This window comes from Oceanisphaera avium, from assembly GCF_002157875.1.
GTDB classification, from domain to species: domain Bacteria; phylum Pseudomonadota; class Gammaproteobacteria; order Enterobacterales; family Aeromonadaceae; genus Oceanimonas; species Oceanimonas avium.
Genome location: NZ_CP021376.1, coordinates 1,955,459 through 1,972,176 on the forward strand (window position 1 = coordinate 1,955,459; position 16,718 = coordinate 1,972,176).

At 45.5% G+C, this 16,718-nt stretch carries 14 protein-coding genes, 5 tRNA genes and 1 pseudogene; 4 read left to right on the forward strand and 16 right to left on the reverse strand.

From position 1 onward, the window contains the following. Positions 1–72: 72 nt before the first annotated feature. The 7 genes from nusG to CBP12_RS09035 all read right to left on the reverse strand — a co-directional run bounded on the left by nusG (position 73) and on the right by CBP12_RS09035 (position 1,690). A complete protein-coding gene (gene nusG, locus CBP12_RS09005) occupies positions 73–621 on the reverse strand; it encodes a transcription termination/antitermination protein NusG (RefSeq protein WP_086964137.1) in 549 nt (182 codons plus the stop codon). Between the two features lie 9 nt (positions 622–630). Then, the gene (gene secE / locus CBP12_RS09010) at positions 631–1,002 is read right to left on the reverse strand and encodes a preprotein translocase subunit SecE (RefSeq protein WP_086964138.1); all 372 of its coding nucleotides are present in this window, start codon (positions 1,000–1,002) and stop codon (positions 631–633) included. Between the two features lie 63 nt (positions 1,003–1,065). Beyond that, positions 1,066–1,142, reverse strand: a tRNA-Trp gene (locus CBP12_RS09015). Between the two features lie 158 nt (positions 1,143–1,300). Beyond that, positions 1,301–1,376, reverse strand: a tRNA-Thr gene (locus CBP12_RS09020). A gap of 12 nt (positions 1,377–1,388) precedes the next feature. After that, a tRNA-Gly gene (locus tag CBP12_RS09025) sits at positions 1,389–1,463 on the reverse strand. A 60-nt stretch (positions 1,464–1,523) separates the two neighbouring features. Continuing rightward, positions 1,524–1,608 (reverse strand) — tRNA-Tyr (locus CBP12_RS09030). Between the two features lie 6 nt (positions 1,609–1,614). Then, a tRNA-Thr gene (locus CBP12_RS09035) sits at positions 1,615–1,690 on the reverse strand. 246 nt (positions 1,691–1,936) lie between these two features. Here CBP12_RS09035 and coaA point away from each other — a divergent pair. Then, the gene (coaA, locus tag CBP12_RS09040) at positions 1,937–2,878 is read left to right on the forward strand and encodes a type I pantothenate kinase (RefSeq protein ID WP_086965501.1); all 942 of its coding nucleotides are present in this window, start codon (positions 1,937–1,939) and stop codon (positions 2,876–2,878) included. 49 nt (positions 2,879–2,927) lie between these two features. On the opposite strand, the gene birA is transcribed toward coaA, so the two are convergent. Together birA and murB are read right to left on the reverse strand one after the other, a co-directional pair. After that, positions 2,928–3,893, reverse strand: coding sequence for a bifunctional biotin--[acetyl-CoA-carboxylase] ligase/biotin operon repressor BirA (birA, locus tag CBP12_RS09045; protein ID WP_086964139.1), 966 nt, complete (start codon positions 3,891–3,893; stop codon positions 2,928–2,930). Next, the gene (gene murB / locus CBP12_RS09050) at positions 3,881–4,918 is read right to left on the reverse strand and encodes a UDP-N-acetylmuramate dehydrogenase (protein WP_086964140.1); all 1,038 of its coding nucleotides are present in this window, start codon (positions 4,916–4,918) and stop codon (positions 3,881–3,883) included. Before murB ends, birA begins: the two co-directional genes overlap by 13 nt. 227 nt (positions 4,919–5,145) lie before the next feature. Between murB and msrAB the strand changes: the two genes are divergently transcribed. Beyond that, entirely contained in the window at positions 5,146–6,900 is a 1,755-nt protein-coding gene (gene msrAB, locus CBP12_RS09055) for a bifunctional peptide-methionine (S)-S-oxide reductase MsrA/peptide-methionine (R)-S-oxide reductase MsrB (RefSeq protein ID WP_086964141.1), read from the forward strand. A 152-nt stretch (positions 6,901–7,052) separates the two neighbouring features. Here msrAB and CBP12_RS09060 read toward each other — a convergent pair whose 3' ends face one another. From CBP12_RS09060 to CBP12_RS09085, 7 genes and pseudogenes are all read right to left on the reverse strand, one after another. Then, positions 7,053–9,002, reverse strand: a complete 1,950-nt coding sequence (locus tag CBP12_RS09060) for a DNA topoisomerase III (protein ID WP_086964142.1) — start codon at positions 9,000–9,002, stop codon at positions 7,053–7,055. Positions 9,003–9,072: 70 nt separating this feature from the next. After that, positions 9,073–9,534 (reverse strand): hypothetical protein, encoded by a 462-nt coding sequence (locus CBP12_RS09065; RefSeq protein ID WP_086964143.1) that lies wholly within the window; start codon positions 9,532–9,534, stop codon positions 9,073–9,075. Positions 9,535–9,729: 195 nt separating this feature from the next. Further along, a complete protein-coding gene (locus tag CBP12_RS13940; RefSeq protein ID WP_456299468.1) occupies positions 9,730–10,227 on the reverse strand; it encodes an AAA-type ATPase lid domain-containing protein in 498 nt (165 codons plus the stop codon). Between the two features lie 3 nt (positions 10,228–10,230). Next, positions 10,231–11,072 (reverse strand): annotated as a pseudogene (locus tag CBP12_RS13945) (sigma 54-interacting transcriptional regulator); the annotation flags it as partial. Between the two features lie 5 nt (positions 11,073–11,077). Further along, positions 11,078–11,563, reverse strand: coding sequence for a hypothetical protein (locus CBP12_RS09075; RefSeq protein WP_086964144.1), 486 nt, complete (start codon positions 11,561–11,563; stop codon positions 11,078–11,080). Continuing rightward, on the reverse strand, positions 11,556–13,001 hold the full coding sequence (locus CBP12_RS09080; protein WP_086964145.1) for a sensor histidine kinase: 1,446 nt from the start codon (positions 12,999–13,001) through the stop codon (positions 11,556–11,558). The genes CBP12_RS09075 and CBP12_RS09080 overlap by 8 nt, the downstream gene beginning before the upstream one ends. A 152-nt stretch (positions 13,002–13,153) precedes the next feature. Next, positions 13,154–14,419 carry a sigma-54 dependent transcriptional regulator gene (locus CBP12_RS09085; protein WP_232455048.1) on the reverse strand — a complete coding sequence of 422 codons (1,266 nt, stop codon included), beginning with the start codon at positions 14,417–14,419 and terminating at the stop codon, positions 13,154–13,156. A 427-nt stretch (positions 14,420–14,846) separates the two neighbouring features. Between CBP12_RS09085 and CBP12_RS09090 the strand changes: the two genes are divergently transcribed. After that, entirely contained in the window at positions 14,847–15,461 is a 615-nt protein-coding gene (locus CBP12_RS09090; RefSeq protein WP_086964147.1) for a hypothetical protein, read from the forward strand. An 80-nt stretch (positions 15,462–15,541) separates the two neighbouring features. Further along, a complete protein-coding gene (locus tag CBP12_RS09095; protein WP_086964148.1) occupies positions 15,542–16,699 on the forward strand; it encodes a hypothetical protein in 1,158 nt (385 codons plus the stop codon). The last annotated feature ends 19 nt before the right edge of the window (positions 16,700–16,718 follow it).

Sequence of the window (16,718 nt, forward strand, 5' to 3'; positions counted from 1 at the left end):
CCCCTGTATTAAAAGGGCGGCAAATTCTAGTACTATTTACTGCCACTCGCAAGTGCTATGAGCAAATTTTAATCAGGACTTTTCAACCTGACCAAACTCCAGCTCAACCGGAGTAGAGCGACCAAAAATCATTACCGATACCTTGATGCGGCTCTTCTCATAATCGACCGACTCCACCACGCCGTTAAAGTCGGCAAACGGACCTTCAGACACTCGTACCAGTTCACCGGGTTCAAACAGTGTTTTTGGTTTTGGCTTATCAATCGCATCTTGCAGACGATTTAAGATCAAGTCTGCTTCTTTATCAGAAATAGGCGCGGGACGCTCAGGCGTGCCGCCAATAAAGCCCATCACTCGTGGAATGCTGCGCACTAAATGCCATGAAGCATCGTTCATCTGCATTTGTACCAATACGTAGCCTGGGAAAAACTTGCGCTCACTTTTGCGCTTTTGCCCAGCGCGCATTTCCACTACTTCTTCAGTTGGCACCAAAATTTCGCCAAACTGATCTTCCATTTCATTTAGCCGGATATGTTCGATAAGCGATTTCTGAACGCGGCCTTCGTATCCGGAAAACGCTTGGATCACGTACCAACGCATTCTTTGTTCTGGTTCAGACATGGTTAATCCTTATACTCCGGTGACCAGATTGACCAGCCATACTAGCAAGCCATCCAGCATAAACAGAAACAGGCCCACCACAGCGGTGACAGCCAGTACAATCAGGGTAGTTTGGATAGCTTCTTGGCGGTTAGGCCACACTACTTTGCGCATTTCCAGACGAGATTCTTTAGCAAAGGCAACGGTGTTTTTGCCTTTGTTAGTTTGGTAAGCCAGCAAACCAGCTACGCCTAAGGCAACCACCACGGCTGCGGCACGAATGGCCACCGACAGCTCGCTATAAAGAGAGTTAGCCACCACAGCAGCTACTAAAATAATAAACACTAGTCCCCATAACAGGGAATCTTTGGCCCCGCTTTGGCTCTCAATATTTGCACTCATAAGGCTACCTGTCTAAAACTTGGGTCCATGTCGGACGCGAAGACCCCGCTATTGCGAGGTATATGGCAGGGGCGGAGGGACTCGAACCCCCAGCCGTCGGTTTTGGAGACCGCCGTTCTACCAATTGGAACTACGCCCCTATACACAATAAGGGCGGCATTATAAGGGCTTTTGGTTGGGATTGTAAGCGTAATTATTCGCTGATTTATAACCAGCCGTAGTGGATTTAGTAAGAGATCGAAAAAGCACACGCTTAAGTGTGTATTTTAATAATGGAAAATGAGAGGAATAAATAACATGGTGCTGATACCCGGATTCGAACTGGGGACCTCACCCTTACCAAGGGTGCGCTCTACCAACTGAGCTATATCAGCAATGCTTAATACTGGAGCGGGCAGCGGGAATCGAACCCGCATCATCAGCTTGGAAGGCTGAGGTAATAGCCATTATACGATGCCCGCAAAGCTTGCGTTTAATCTGGCAATTAAACTTAAATAACGCTGGTGCATTATTTATAAATTTGGTGGAGGAGGCTGGATTCGAACCAGCGAAGGCGGAGCCGTCAGATTTACAGTCTGATCCCTTTAGCCACTCGGGAACTCCTCCAATGTTTGGTGCCGGCACCAAGAGTCGAACTCGGGACCTACTGATTACAAGTCAGTTGCTCTACCAACTGAGCTATGCCGGCATTGGAACGAAGCGAATTCTAGGCTATGCACCGACCGTGTTGCAAGGGCTGAATGCGAAGTTTTTGTTATTCTGGGTTTAAGTGCGCAATAAATCAGCAATAATGACATTAATTATGTTCTTCTCAGCAAATCGACCTAGTATTAGCCCTCGTCTTTCACTACTACAGGGGAGTTGACTTGTCGCCACTGAGCCCTTGGTGTATCGTGCCAAGCGACTCTCAGCACTGGTTTATGACCTGATACTTATGACGCTAGATAACGACTCTCCCTATCTTGTTTTTTCTCGCCAAGCTTGGTCTGAGCTGCGCGATACTGTGCATCAGCCACTCACTGAGGCGGAGCTTGCTCGCCTGCGTGGCATAAATGACAAAGTATCTCCCGCTGAAGTTAGAGATATTTACCTGCCGCTGTCGCGCTTATTAAATCTTTATATAAAAGCAAAACAAAGACGCAGCAAGGTCTTAGATCAGTTCTTAAGAAAAGAACCCCGTCATTTACCCTACATTATTAGCTTGGCGGGTTCAGTAGCGGTGGGTAAAAGTACTACAGCACGAATTATGGCTGCATTATTAGCGCGCTGGCCGCAACACCCCAAGGTGGCATTAGTAACGACCGATGGCTTTTTGTATCCCAATAGCGAGCTAGAAGCGCGCGGGCTGATGCATAAGAAAGGTTTCCCTGAGTCGTATGATATTCGACGACTGGTACAGTTTGTATCAGACATAAAGTCAGGCAAGCCCAGAGTCACGGCCCCCGTTTATTCTCATTTAAGCTATGACGTTATTCCCGGTGCTGAAGAAGTAGTAGAACAGCCCGATATCGTTATTATTGAGGGGTTAAACGTATTACAAAGCGGCATGGATTACCCTCATGAGCCCCACCGCGTGTTTGTGTCAGATTTTGTGGATTTTTCTATTTTTGTCGATGCCGAGCCTTCATTGTTAAAGACTTGGTATGTAGAGCGCTTTTTAAAGCTGCGCGACGGCGCCTTTAGTGATCCCGACTCTTATTTTCATCATTACGCTCAACTATCACAGGCAGAAGCCGTGGCCACCGCCAGTCGTATTTGGCAAGAAATTAACTACCAAAATTTAAAGCAAAATATTCTGCCCACCAAAGACAGAGCCGAATTAATTTTAACGAAAGGCCAAGCACATGGCATAGAACAGGTATGGCTTAAGAAGTGACTGCGGTGAAGCGGAATGTGTGAGGAGGATAAGGCACTGCGCCTCACCCTCACTCGCCGCGCAACGACACTTCACCGCCAAGGTAGCGTTGTATGCTGCCATTACTCAATTCCAGTAACAAGGCGCCCTGCTCGTCTATACCGCGCGCTATGCCATGAATAACTTGCTCACTCATTAATACCTTTACCGCTTTACCATTGAAATAATCTAAGCGGTTCCATTGCTCTTGAAAAGCCGCGATACCTTGAGCTTCAAAGATAGCTAAGCAGTGTTGTAGATGTTGACTAAGCGCTATCACCAAGCCATTGCGATCCTTAATCTCGCCTAGCTCAGCGAGCTCGGCCACCGGCTGACTGATATGCGCCTGCTCGGGTGTCGGTAATAATAAATTCAATCCGACACCAATCACCAAATGGCAGGAGCCACCAGCAGTACCGGACATCTCGACCAAAATACCCGCTAATTTACGGCCATTCACATATAAGTCATTGGGCCACTTAAGCGCTACTCCTTTAAAACCTTGGGCATTTAATGCCTCTACTATGGCTATTCCCACTACTAAACTTAAGCCCATAGCGGCGGCCATACCTTGCTCTAAACGCCAATACATACTCATAATCAGCTGCCCGCCAAAAGGGGACACCCAAGCGCGACCACGACGCCCGCGCCCCGCGGTTTGGCATTCAGCAACACAGATATCACCGTTATTAAGATGGGCTAATTGACTTAACCAGTGTTGATTAGTCGAGCCAATCACAGGTTTTAGCTCTACCCGTTGCGGTGCCAACGCTTGGCTTAAGCGAGGGTGATCTAATAATTGTAAGGGCACGGCCAAACGGTAACCTTTGCCGCTGACACTATAAATCTCTAAACCCAGCGCTTTAATTGCTTGAATATGCTTACTAATGGCGGCGCGACTGACTAATAATTGCTCACCGAGTTGTTCACCAGAGTGAAATTGGCCATCGGCTAATAAGGCAACTAATGCTTGGCGTAAGGGACTTAGCTCAGACACGCTAACGCCTCATCCAAATAGGTTTCACCCTGCTCGCCTATCATGCGCACTTCTGGCTCAAGACGTACACCGAACATCTGCTCCACTCGCTCACGCACTAAGGCTGCCAGACGCAGCACATCTTCGGCGCTGGCATCACCGTGGTTCACTAACACTAAGGCTTGTTGCGTATGCACGCCGGCGCCGCCAATTTTTACACCTTTAAGCCCCGCTTGTTCAATTAGCCAGCCCGCTGCCAGTTTACTTAACCCCGCCTCGGCGGCAAAAACGGGCAAGGCTGGCCAAGCTAATTTAAGCGCCTGTGCTTGAGCACTTATCACTTTAGGATTTTTAAAAAAACTTCCTGCATTGCCAAGCTTAGCGGGATCAGGCAATTTGGCTTGGCGAGTGGCACACACTTTTTCGAAGACTTGCTTAGGAGTCGCTCTCTCACCTAGCTCAGCCAAGGGGCCATAACCCAGCACAGGTTGCCAAGCTTTAGGTAAGCAAAAAGTGACGCTTACAATAAAGTGGCTACGCGCTTCATGCTTAAAAACACTGTCACGATAACCAAAAGCGCATTCTTCTTTAGACCAAATTTTATACTCGCCACTTTGCCAATCAAAGCTTTCTACTTGATGACAAAACTGCGCCAGCTCTACACCATAAGCACCAATGTTTTGTACCGGAGAGGCGCCTACTGTGCCTGGGATCAGACTTAAATTTTCTAAGCCTGGCATATTATTGTCTAAGCACCAGCACACCAGTTGATGCCAATTCTCGCCCCCCTCAACGGTTAATAGCCACGCATCGGGTGTTTCGCTCACCTGCTTACCTTTAAGGCGATTCACTAAGACTAAACTTTTAAAATGCTTAGTAAAAAGCAAGTTTGAGCCCTCGCCCACCAGCAAGGGCAGTTCAGGATTGGCTTGCCATAAGCTTGATAATTGGGCACGTTCGCTTAACTCCACCAGATGCTGTGCATTAAGCGCCAGACCAAAGGTGTTATAAGGTGCGAGAGAGAGGGGGGTTGAGGTCGCGGACATATGAGTTTCCTAAATAAATGCTCGCTCAGTGTACCTTAAGTTAGGCTTAGAGAGGAATGCGCGCTTCTGAGGCTAAGTGAGTTAATGCTATTTAAGAATAAATATAAGAGGCCACTTTTATAATAATAAGCGAAGTAAATTCTTGCTTGCGCGGTCTGCTTAAATCTAGAGAGTGTATGGTTCGCTCTTTTTTCTAATTATATATCGACTAAGCACAAGGACAGCTCATGCCCCTACCCACTTTAAAATACAGACTCAAGCGGCTAAATGCGCTAAGCGTCGTTAGCCTGCTCAGCGTAGGATTATTATTTGCTTGTGGCGAAGTGTCTAATGCTCAACCTAGCGCTGATGGCAAGGTTTCCCAAAAGAGCGCTCATACCTCTTCACGAGATATGTTGCCTTCACAGATGCTCACGCGCTTACAAGCCTTGCCACAAATCACTCAAGGCTTAGGTGAGCAAGGGAGTGACGTGATTGATACCCACAAACCGACCTTAGTAAAATTTTGGGCCAGTTGGTGTCCACTGTGTTTGGGCACGCTCGAGGAAAGCGAAAATTGGCGTAGCGATGCTAAGTTTGCCAGCCTTAACTTAGTGACGCTGACCAGCCCTGGGCATTTGGGCGAAAAAGCCGAGCCTAAATTTAGTGCTTGGTATAGCGGCGTACAAGGAGATTACCCCCAGCTGCCAGTATTAACCGACGACACAGGCGTTCTGATCAAGCAGCTGGGCATACAAGTTTATCCCAGCTGGGCCTTATTGGATAAGAACGGCAATTTAGTACAACTTATCAAAGGCAATATGACGCCTAAACAAGCCTATGCTTTAGCCGATAGCGCCAGCACTAACGTGCGTAGTATTAATCAGCGCCGAGCTACCCCCGCCTCTAGTCAGACTAGCGAAGTTGCTGTTAGCAAGCCTAAGCAGGAAGAGGGGGTTTATTATAACGAGCAAGGACTGCCCATCGAGACCCGTACTATATATCTAGCCGGTGGCTGCTTTTGGGGTGTAGAAGCTTATATGGAGCGTATTACTGGGGTGGTAGATGCAATATCTGGCTATGCTAATGGCGATCCTAAACTCAACAATCCAAGCTATGAGCAAGTGATTGGCGGCTCCGGCCATGCTGAGGCGGTGCAAGTTATCTATGACGCCAATAAAATAAGCTTAGAAAAGCTGTTGCAGTATTATTTTAGGGTCATTGATCCCACTAGCCTCAATAAACAAGGCAACGATCGCGGGATTCAGTATCGCACCGGTATTTATTATATCGATAACAGCGAGCGCACCGTGATCGACAAAGTCATTAAAGAGCAGCAAGGGAAATATAAGCAAAAAATTGTGGTAGAAGAGCAGCCACTCGAACATTTTTATAAAGCCGAAATTTACCATCAAGATTATTTAGCTAAAAATCCTAATGGCTATTGTCATGTGGACTTAAGCTTGGCCGACGATGAGCTTGAAGATGCTACTCCCATTACGCCTGCGGCAAAGCTCGCACCGGCGGATACGGTTAACCAAGCATTAGAGGCTAAGCGTTACGCAAACTTTGATAAGAGTGCGCTCAAAACTACGCTGACTAAGGCGCAATATAATATTACTCAAAAAGCCGGCACCGAGCGCGCCTATAGCCATGAATATGATTATCTGTTTGCGCCAGGTATTTATGTCGACGTGGTCAGCGGCGAGCCATTATTTTTATCTAACGATAAATATGACTCACAGTGTGGCTGGCCTAGCTTTACCAAGCCAATAGCTAGCCAAGTGGTGACCGAACATGAAGATAGAGCCTTTAATATGCGCCGCATCGAAGTTCGCTCTCGCGTAGCTGATTCCCACTTAGGTCATGTATTTGAGGATGGGCCTAAAGACCGTGGCGGCTTACGTTATTGCATCAATGGTGGCGCGCTGCAATTTATTCCTTTAGAAGTCATGCCCCAGTCCGGCTACGGCGCCTTGGTAGAACTGGTAAAGCAGAGTTAATAAAAGCATACGTCTACATAACGCCGCGCTTAAGGCTAACACTCGCTTTTGTATTATGCCGTTATACCGGACTTGTTCCGGTATGACGCTGTGAGGTGTTAACGCTAGAGCAAGCGCTATATTGACACTTGCCCTTCTACGCCACTAAGTCTCTAGTCTCTTTGTTTAGCTCGGCGCCTGGGACTTGCAGCCTTAGACTTTCGTTTTTTACGAAACGGCTGGCCGTGGCCTTTTAAGCCGGTAAAGACGATGTTATCTACCTGATTAATTAACACATTTAAGCCCTCGAGCAGGGGGCTCATAAATTGCTGATAACTGATGCGTTTTTCGGCAATGGCTTCTAACTGCGACTCCCAATGAGCTGTCATATCCGGCAATGCCATGATCGGCGGCAGCGATAAGATTAAGCGTCGTCCCACTTCGGTGGCGTGAATTTCCTTACCCGATTTTACAAGAAACTCTCGCTTAAACAGCAATTCGATAATGCCCGCTCGCGTAGCTTCTGTGCCTAAGCCATCTGTCTCTCTGAGTACTTTTTTAATCTCAGGATCCGAAACATAGCGGGCGATGCCTGTCATGGCCGCTAATAAAGTGGCATCGGTGAAATGTCTTGGTGGACTAGTCTGCTTTTCATCCAAGCGGCCATCGATACACTGCACGTCTTGGCCTTTTTTTACCTCTGGCAGTTTAACGTCGGAAAATTCAGCGTCTTCGCTATTCGTTTTCCCCTTAGTGGTACGCTCGGGGAAAAGCGCCTTCCACCCTTTGCTCACCACTTCCTTTTGCCGACTAATAAAAAGGCCACCGGCCACTTGAGTATCAATCTGCTTTTCTTGATATTGAAAAGGCGGATAAAACTGCATTAAATATTGGCGAGCCACGAGTTCATAAATTTTTAGCTCATCCCCCGATAACCGGCTGCCATCCAGCTTGCGGCTGGTAGGGATAATGGCATGGTGCGCCCCCACCTTGCCATCATTCCACGCCTTAGATTTAAGGCTTAAGTCGGCATTAGCCGCCGCATCGGCAAGGGCGCGGCTGGTGTGGCCAATCGCTTGGCTAACGTGGTGCTTGTCTTGATAATGGCCACTGGGCAAATAACGACAATCTGAACGCGGATAGGTAATAAGCTTATGGCGTTCATAAAGCTGCTGACAAATATCTAGCGTTTTTTGCGCCGTTAAGTTAAAGCGCTTAGCGGCATCAATTTGTAAAGCCGATAAATTATAAGGCAAAGGCGGCGCTTGTTTTTTTATGCTCTCAGACACGGCCGTCACTTGTCCTGGTTGACCTGTAACTTTACTGAGCACGGTTTGGGCAAGTTTTTTTAATAATACACGCCCCTCTTCGTCCATATAAGGCTTACAGGCAAGGCTTGGCTGCCACTTGGCGATATAGGTTTCATTAGTCGTAGTTTGCAGCGTAATAAAGACCTCATAAAAAGGCGCAGAGATAAAGTTTTCAATCTCCAGATCGCGATGCACGACCAAGCCTAGAATGGGGGTTTGTACTCGCCCTACCGACAGCACGCCTTGATATCCTGCCGCCTGACCTTGCAAAGTACAAAGGCGAGTCATATTAATGCCATACAGCCAATCGGCGCGCGCCCGCGCCAGTGCAGAGGTAGCCAGTGGTATAAAGTCAGTATTTGGCCGTAAGTCTTGTAAAGAGCGCTTAATGGCCTCAGGATTCATATCATTAATTAAACAACGCAGCGCGGCCGCTCGCTTAGCTTTAGGCACTTGGCAATAATTAATGATTTCATCAACTAGTATTTGCCCTACGCGATCGGGATCCCCCATATTAACTAAGGTGTCCGCTTGTTTAACCAGCTTTTTAACGACGTTAAATTGCTTTTTTGTCGCAGCCTTAACACTGTGCTGCCAAACATCAGGCACTATAGGTAAATGTTCTTTACGCCATTTTTTATAGTCAGCGTTATAAGCTTGGGGCTCGGCTTGCTCCAATAAATGCCCTATACACCAAGTTACTACATCCCCATTCGCCACTTTAATAAAGCCATCGCCTTTTTGATGTGGCTTAGGTAGCACGTCAGCTACAGCTCGCCCTACACTGGGCTTTTCCGCTATATAAAGCATCACTGACTCGGTTTCTCCATCACGACTAGCACTGAGCAAAAATAGGGAGGACGCTACAAAATTCTAAGAAGCGCTAGTAATCGTCTTGCAGTAAGAAGTCATCCATACACTCCACCATATAAATCCAATCATCTTCCATGACCGGGGTGACGGGATCTTCATCTCCTTCTCCATATTCTTGCCAATAAAAAGCGCGCAGCGCCAGGGGGAAGTCACCATAATCTTCGGCTAAGGAGGCTAGCGGACCAAACCATAAGATACGAGTTAGGCCGGCGGTCAAATCGTTTAAATACTCAGTAAGCACTTCTGGCTCAGGATATTGTTCAACGAGTAAATTAAAGCGCTCGGTAGCCACCTCGATTTGTTCCGGTTCGAGCTCGCCAAGTTCCGCCACATAATGTAGATAATCACTTAATAAATAGTCATAAGCCTGTTCTTTATCTTCTAACCATTGGCAGCGAGTTTCTTTACGACTGATCACCGATAAAGCCACGCCCTCATCTAAAAAACACAATGCCCATGCCTTATTATCCATTCACTACTCCGCCATTTGTTGTTCACTCACCTATCTGGCGGTCAGTTTAGCCCAACCAACTCGACAGAGGAACCTAAGTACTCAGCGCATTATAAACCGGCTTTGTTATCGATAAGGCGGGATCACTCCTTGTTGCAATCAAAATAAAAAACGGCCTAAATGGCCGTTTTTAAAATACTTATAAGCACTAACAATTTACTGTTGGCGCTTTTCTTTATAAGTACTGGCTTCAATATTATGCCGGCTTAATAGTTTATAAAAATCAGTCCGGTTGCGCCCCGCTAATTGTGCGGCTTGGCTGACGTTACCATCTGTCATGCGTAATATTTTATGTAAATAGAGCCGCTCAAATTCGGCTCTAGCTTCATTAAAGGTAGGGAAATCCTCACCACTGTCCGCTAAGATACTTTCAAGTAACTGAGTGCCAATCACCGGCACTGAAGCCATGGCAACCGCTTGCTCTACCACATTTAATAATTGGCGAACATTGCCCGGCCAACTCGCTGAAGCCAACATAGAAAGCGCCTCAGGAGAAAAGCCGGTGACGGGGGTTTGCTGGCGGCTTTTCAACTGTTCAAGTGCTTGGCGAGCTAATAAAGGAATGTCTTCAGGTCTTTCTTCTAGTGCTGGTAACTGCAGGTTCATTACATTTAGCCGGTAGAACAAGTCTTCTCGAAATGTACCTTGCTCCATGGCTGTGACTAAATCCCGACTGGTGGAAGACAATACTCGCACGTCGGTAGTGGCGTCTTGGCTAGCCCCCAAGCCCGCACTTGTTGCTGAGTAAGAACCTGCACCAATTTACCCTGTAAGGCAGGACTTAACTCGCCCACATCTTCTAGCAATAAAGTACCACCAGTAGCGGTAATAAAAGCGCCAGGATGATCAGAAACAGCGCCCGCAAAAGCCCCCTTAACGTGCCCAAATAGCTCAGCTTCTAGCAGCTGTTCTGTCATGGCTCCGCAGTTTAAAGAGATAAAAGGATAATCTTGGCGAGGGCTAGCGTCATGCAGCGCCTGTGCCATTAGTCCTTTACCCGCACCAGAAGGCCCGGTGATTAAGACGTTAATATCTAACGGAGCAATACGTCGCGCCTGATCTAATAGCGCAATCATAATGGGGCTTCTGGTTTGCACTCTTTGTTGCCAATCATCCACTACTGCGGGTAAAGATACCGCCAGCGCCTCATTAATCGTTTTGCGTAACTCTTCTTTATCGATAGGCTTAGTTAAAAAACCAAACACGCCTGAGCGAGTAGCCGTTATGGCATCGGTAATAGAACCATGGGCGGTCATGATCACTACCGGCAGGCCTACATGCTGGCGCTGGATTCGCTCAAATAACGCTAAGCCGTCCATGCCATCCATACGCAAGTCACTAAGCACTAAATCAGGGCGCTCATGCTCTAGCCAAGCTAGCGCTTCAGTGCCGTTAGCCGCGGTGGTGACCGCAAAGCCTTCACTCTTTAGGCGCAGTCCCAATAACTTTAGTAAGCTGACATCATCGTCTACCAGCAGTATTCTGGCTTTACGCTTCATGGCGGTTACTCTTGAAATTTACGATCGTTAATTTGCTGATCTATGCTGGCTAGCTCTTTTAACTTTTGAGTTAAATTATTCACCTGTTGCTGGCGTTCAGCTAGCTGGCGCTGCATATTTATCATTTCTTGATTATAGGCTTGATAGGTTCCTAACAATTTTTGTTCGCTAGAAGAAGCGCTACTTAAATGTTGCTGAAATAATTGTTGAGCTTGCTGGCGCTGGTTAAGCGATGCTTTAGGATGGCTTAGCCACAGCGCTTTTTTTAGCTGCGCGTTGGAAGTATTTGGTAGTTGATTCAATGCCTGTTGGCGCTGGTTTGGGTTGCTATGTAGCACTTTATCCGATAGAGCTAACCAAGCGTTTAATTGCTTAGTTTGCGAAGGCACTCTTATTTCGACCTTAGTTTCGGGCGATTTAGATTGCGGAAAAGGCAAGGTACAGCCAGAAAGTGCCAATGCGAAGGCGGTGCAATACCATGCTTTATTCATCTGTATTCCCTTTTATATTATGGTTTGGCAGGCTAAGTTCAAAACAAACTAGCTCTGTAATATCGGTGTCTAAAATCAGGCAGCCACCCATGCTTAAGGCCGCCTCTCGAGCAATACTGAGTCCAATCCCTGAACCTTTCAATACCCCTTTTCTTACTTGATTTCCTTGCACAAAAGGTTCAAAAATTCGCTCCTTATCGGCCTCTGGAATGGGTTGGCCGGTATTAGCGACCGTCAGTACATATTCAGCTTGTGGCTCACGGCGGTGAGAAATAATTTGTAGCACACCGCCAGGATCTGCATAGTTCACCGCATTTGAGATTAAATTATCGAGTACCAGCTTTAAACGATGACCATCGGCAAGGGGGCACTCATCAATCAAGGCGAGATTAACTTGTAGACTTTTATTCTCAATCGTTAATTTGTGAGCTTCTAAGCTTTGCTCTACCAGCGGCACTATATCCACGTCTTCTTTATAAACTTGAACTTGTTGAATACGGTTATAGTCTAGCAACTGTTCAATCAGCTCTTGCAAACGAAAGCTATTATGGACTAACAGCTCACAAATCTCATTTTGTTCTAGAGTGAGCGGCCCTGTTACTTGCTCCAATAACAAATCTGCCCCTTCGCGCAGACTGGCCAGAGGTGTTTTTAATTCGTGAGAAAGATGGCGTAAAAATTGTAATTTTTGCGCTTCCAATTCTCGCAAGCGTAAATGCAGCCATTGCAGCTTATCGCCAAGCTCCACCAATTCAGCGGGCCCACGTATTGGTTTAGTCTCAGGCTCCACCCCTGCCCCTAAGTTCAAAATCCTTTTTTCAAGCTGGCGTACGGGGCGAATAATAAGATAAGTAAACAGCAAGGCTAACAGCAAGCTGGCGCCACCTAAAGCACCACTGAGCCACCATAATTGATGTCGAACCACAATGACATGATCGCGTTCTTCTTGAATTCGTTCATCAATTTGGGCGCGAGTTAATTTATCTAGCGCTAGTGTCGCACTACTAAACGCATTAAAAATAACCACTCGCTCGCGAATTTCATCCGCACTGGCTTGGGCAAGATCAACCAGATAAATAAGTTGATGCTGCAAAGAAATGCCTAAGTCTGCGCCGTCAATGCTAGTCAAAAGCTGTTCCAGTTCAATTCGGTAGCGCTCTAACAGACGCAAATAAGACTCGCGGATCTCCGGACTCTCTAGCACCGCATAACGGCGAATTGCCCGCTCCATTTCTAGCGCCAGATCGTTCAAGTCAGTGGCACGCCGGGTATCCACAACCGAGCTTTCAATGCCTGCTTGAGCAGATAAAATGACGCGCTCTAAGCTACGACCATTTTGTATCACCAATAAAATGAGTGGCAATAACACTAAAGTAAAGGCCACCAATACTAAGCGCAGTAAAGATCGAGGGATAAATCCTCGTATGGCAGAAGACATCTTAAGGCACTCAAATATTTAACGGGCGCTAATCATAACAAAATTCAAGGAAAAGGCAGACAATATAATATTAAACGGCCGCCTTAAGGCAGCCGTGGTTAAATAATAGTTAAGGATAATAATATAATTAATATCACTTATTCAATTAGCTCTTATAACAAGCTGTGCTTGTCTAATAAGCGATAAAGAGTGGCTCGTGAAATATTTAACTGCTTAGCTACCTTACTTACCTTACCTTGTGTTTCATTAAGCGCTCTCGCTAATGCCCCACGCTCCGCTTCTTCGCGAATTGACTTTAAACACTCTCCCATGCTCAAAGGTTTAGCTAACGCAATTTCTAAGTCCAGAGGCTGAATAAAGCGCCCATTAGCCATCACGGTGGCTCGCTGAACGCGATTTAATAGCTCTCGTACATTTCCAGGCCAGCTATGTTGCAAAAGCGCCACTTCGGCAGTTTCAGAAAAATTTAAGCGCTGTGTCTGTTGTTGCTGACTTAAAAAATGGCGAGCGAGCAATAGAATGTCTTCACCACGCTCACGCAAGGGCGGAATTTTTAAGCGAATAACATTAAGGCGAAAATATAAATCTTCACGAAAACGACCCTCTTTAACCGCGGTTTCTAAATCTACATGAGTCGCGGCAATAATGCGCACATTTAAGTGAATGGATTGGTGAGATCCCACCCGCTCTATGGTTTTTTCTTGTAAAAAACGCAATAAATTAACTTGTGCCTCTAGCGGCAAATCACCAATTTCATCTAAAAATAAAGAACCATTATCGGCGGCTTCAATTTTACCAATTTTGCGTTGGGCAGCGCCGGTAAAGGCGCCTTTTTCATGCCCAAATAACTCAGATTGCACCAGCTGGCTAGGCAAAGCGCCACAGTTCACCGCAATAAAAGGACCAGCTGCACATTCTGATAAAGCATGTAATTTTTTCGCCACTAACTCTTTACCAGTCCCACTTTCACCGGTAATTAATACCGGTAACTGGCAATGAGAAAGCTTAGTTAGCTGTTGCTTTAGCTCAAACATATTATGACTTTGACCAAGAATAATTTCATTGGTATTAATTAAATGCTGAGCAGGAGGTTGAGCCAGACACAATCTCGCCATGCCGAGTGCATGACCAAGAACATATTGCAGCCGGGTAAAGTCTGGCGGGCTAGTATGAAAATCATAAAAATAGTTTCTCAGTAAGTCACGCACTGACTCATGCTGTAATTGGACTTTATCAATCATTGCCACCCAAAAAATTGCGTCGTTCATCCTGATAAAATGCTCTATAGACTCAAGATGAGCAGATTCTGTAATCTCTATCACACCTACGTTGACACCTTTCATCACAGATCTAGGCGGGGGATTGACAAGATTAGTGCTTTGTCTCACTTCCCATTGTTGCTGGCTAAGCGCCTGCACTAACTTAGGGTCGCTATGACAAATAAATAAAATAGGGGGGTGGGATGCCGGTAGGTCATTCGCTAATCCTTGCTTAATAATGATGCCGGAGTGCCACTAATAGTAGCTCATAAAGGCAATCTACTCCTGTTCCCACAAAATTAACGATAACCCCCCTAACTCATCAATGGCTTAGGGCTAAATAATTAGCCGCGTCTTAATTATGATACTGACTTTTAAAACTGAGATTTCTATATAAGCACTTGATTTCAAAGATTTTTTATAAAAAAAACTAAAGCCTTGTCTCTTAAATGAGACGAAAAAAAATGGCACTTATAAAATTTCCTTTATTATCAATGACTTAAAAGTTGGCCTCTTTATTGCAATCTTATTATTGTAAACGGTTCATAACTGACGTCGCTGGATAGCAATGAAATGGGGGCAGCTAATGAATAACAAAAATACAGTCAAAGCAGGCTGTCATAATCTGCTCGCTTTCGCAGTTGCAAGCTTAGCACTCGCATCTTTTACTGCGACAGCGACTAATATCTATTCTGATATTACCAAAATAGAAAGCAATACCCTAAACAATGTGACGGGTACTATTAGTATTAATATGGCGGCAGGCGATCATAATATTCAATCAAATAATAAAAGCCTTGCGATGGGAGAAAACGCACTATCTACTTTGACAAATTCCGCTTCCACTGCAAACCTAGAAAATACTAGTCTTATTAGTGATGCAGCTAAAAGTGTAAGGATTGAAGCTCATACGCTTCATAATGCTAAAGGATTAATATCTATAAATCAGGTAGCAGGCGCTAGCAACATTCAGATAAATGATATTGGTATAGCATTAGGAAATAATGCACAAGTAATATCAGACTTATCACTAAGCACGCATGCCACTTATAATCCTGAGCCATTATCTTTAGAGGATAATAAAAATAGCATTTATATAGACAAAGATTCACTTAAAGGTGCACAAGGTGTAATTCAAATAAGCCAAATTGCGGGAAACAGCAATATAGTAGTAAACCGGGTATCTATGCCCATTCAGTAATCGACGGTATTAATATAAAAATTAATTACCGTTAACTTAGCAATGTAAATAAAAAATAATTGCTTTCAAGGAGAGAGACAATGAAAAAATTTATTATAGCCCCAGTTGCTGCAGTAGTTATGCTTGGTTTAAGTGGCACTGCTTTTGCCCAAGACAGCGATCAAACAGGCGTGGATATTTACAAGCGTGTTAGTGTAACCAATAAAATGGATTATAAAGGCACAGCCCTTATTGGTGGCACAGTGGGCATTAATCAACTGGGCATGGCGGTCATTGACAGCTATCAAAACACTTCAGGCAACAATGTCACTAATAACCGTAATGAAAATAGCGCTAGAATAAGTGATGGCTCGGGTACAGGTCTCTCTGGGAATATGGGGCTAAACGTATCTGCGGGTGACAATAACGTACAGGCCAATAATACGGCGATGACGGTATTAGCAGATGTAGAATTTGATAAAGGTGAGCCATCTGACGGTAACAACGGTAATGGTAACGGCCAAGAGACTGATAGACCAACAACGTCAGGCCTAAACTTATTCGGTGGTAAAGGTGCGTCTGTGGATGCAGAGATTGGCACCGGTCAAGTTTCTACAGCGAATAACGTAAGCAACCGCGGCAACCATAATAACGCAAATATTTCTGGCGGATCACTCAATGGTGCGGCCGGTAATTTAGGCGCTAACGTAGCAGCAGGCAGTGGCAACGCACAAGTTAATAACTTTGCTTTATCTTATGGAGAAAAAGCTCACCTAGCCGTTTCTACAGTGGATAATAAGCAATTTACTACCGGCAATAATACCACTAACCAAAGCTTAATGGATAAGACTAAAGCAGAAACTGTCAAAGTGAAACTGTCCGGAAATATCTCGGGCGAATACACAGGCAAGAGTGCCCAAAGTAATGACGTCTATCCAGAAATTTGGTACGGCGGTAGTCAAGACACCCCGCATCCTGATGGCAATCAATATGCAGGTCATATCGACTTTGACGATAAAAACCCAAATAAACCAGGTCGTTTCGAATTTGAGGAATCAGGAACGATTGATTTAGGTAAGGTTTCTTTATCGGGTAAATTAGCAACCATTAATCACACCGTAGGACGTATGAACGTAAATAATGCGAGCATTAGTGGCGGTTCATTAAATAACGCTGCTGGTAACATTGGTGTGAACGTTGCTGCAGGTACTAATAACTTGCAAAGCAATAGCATGGCACTGAGTGTAGGTAACTTATAATACAACTATCGGCTCCGGC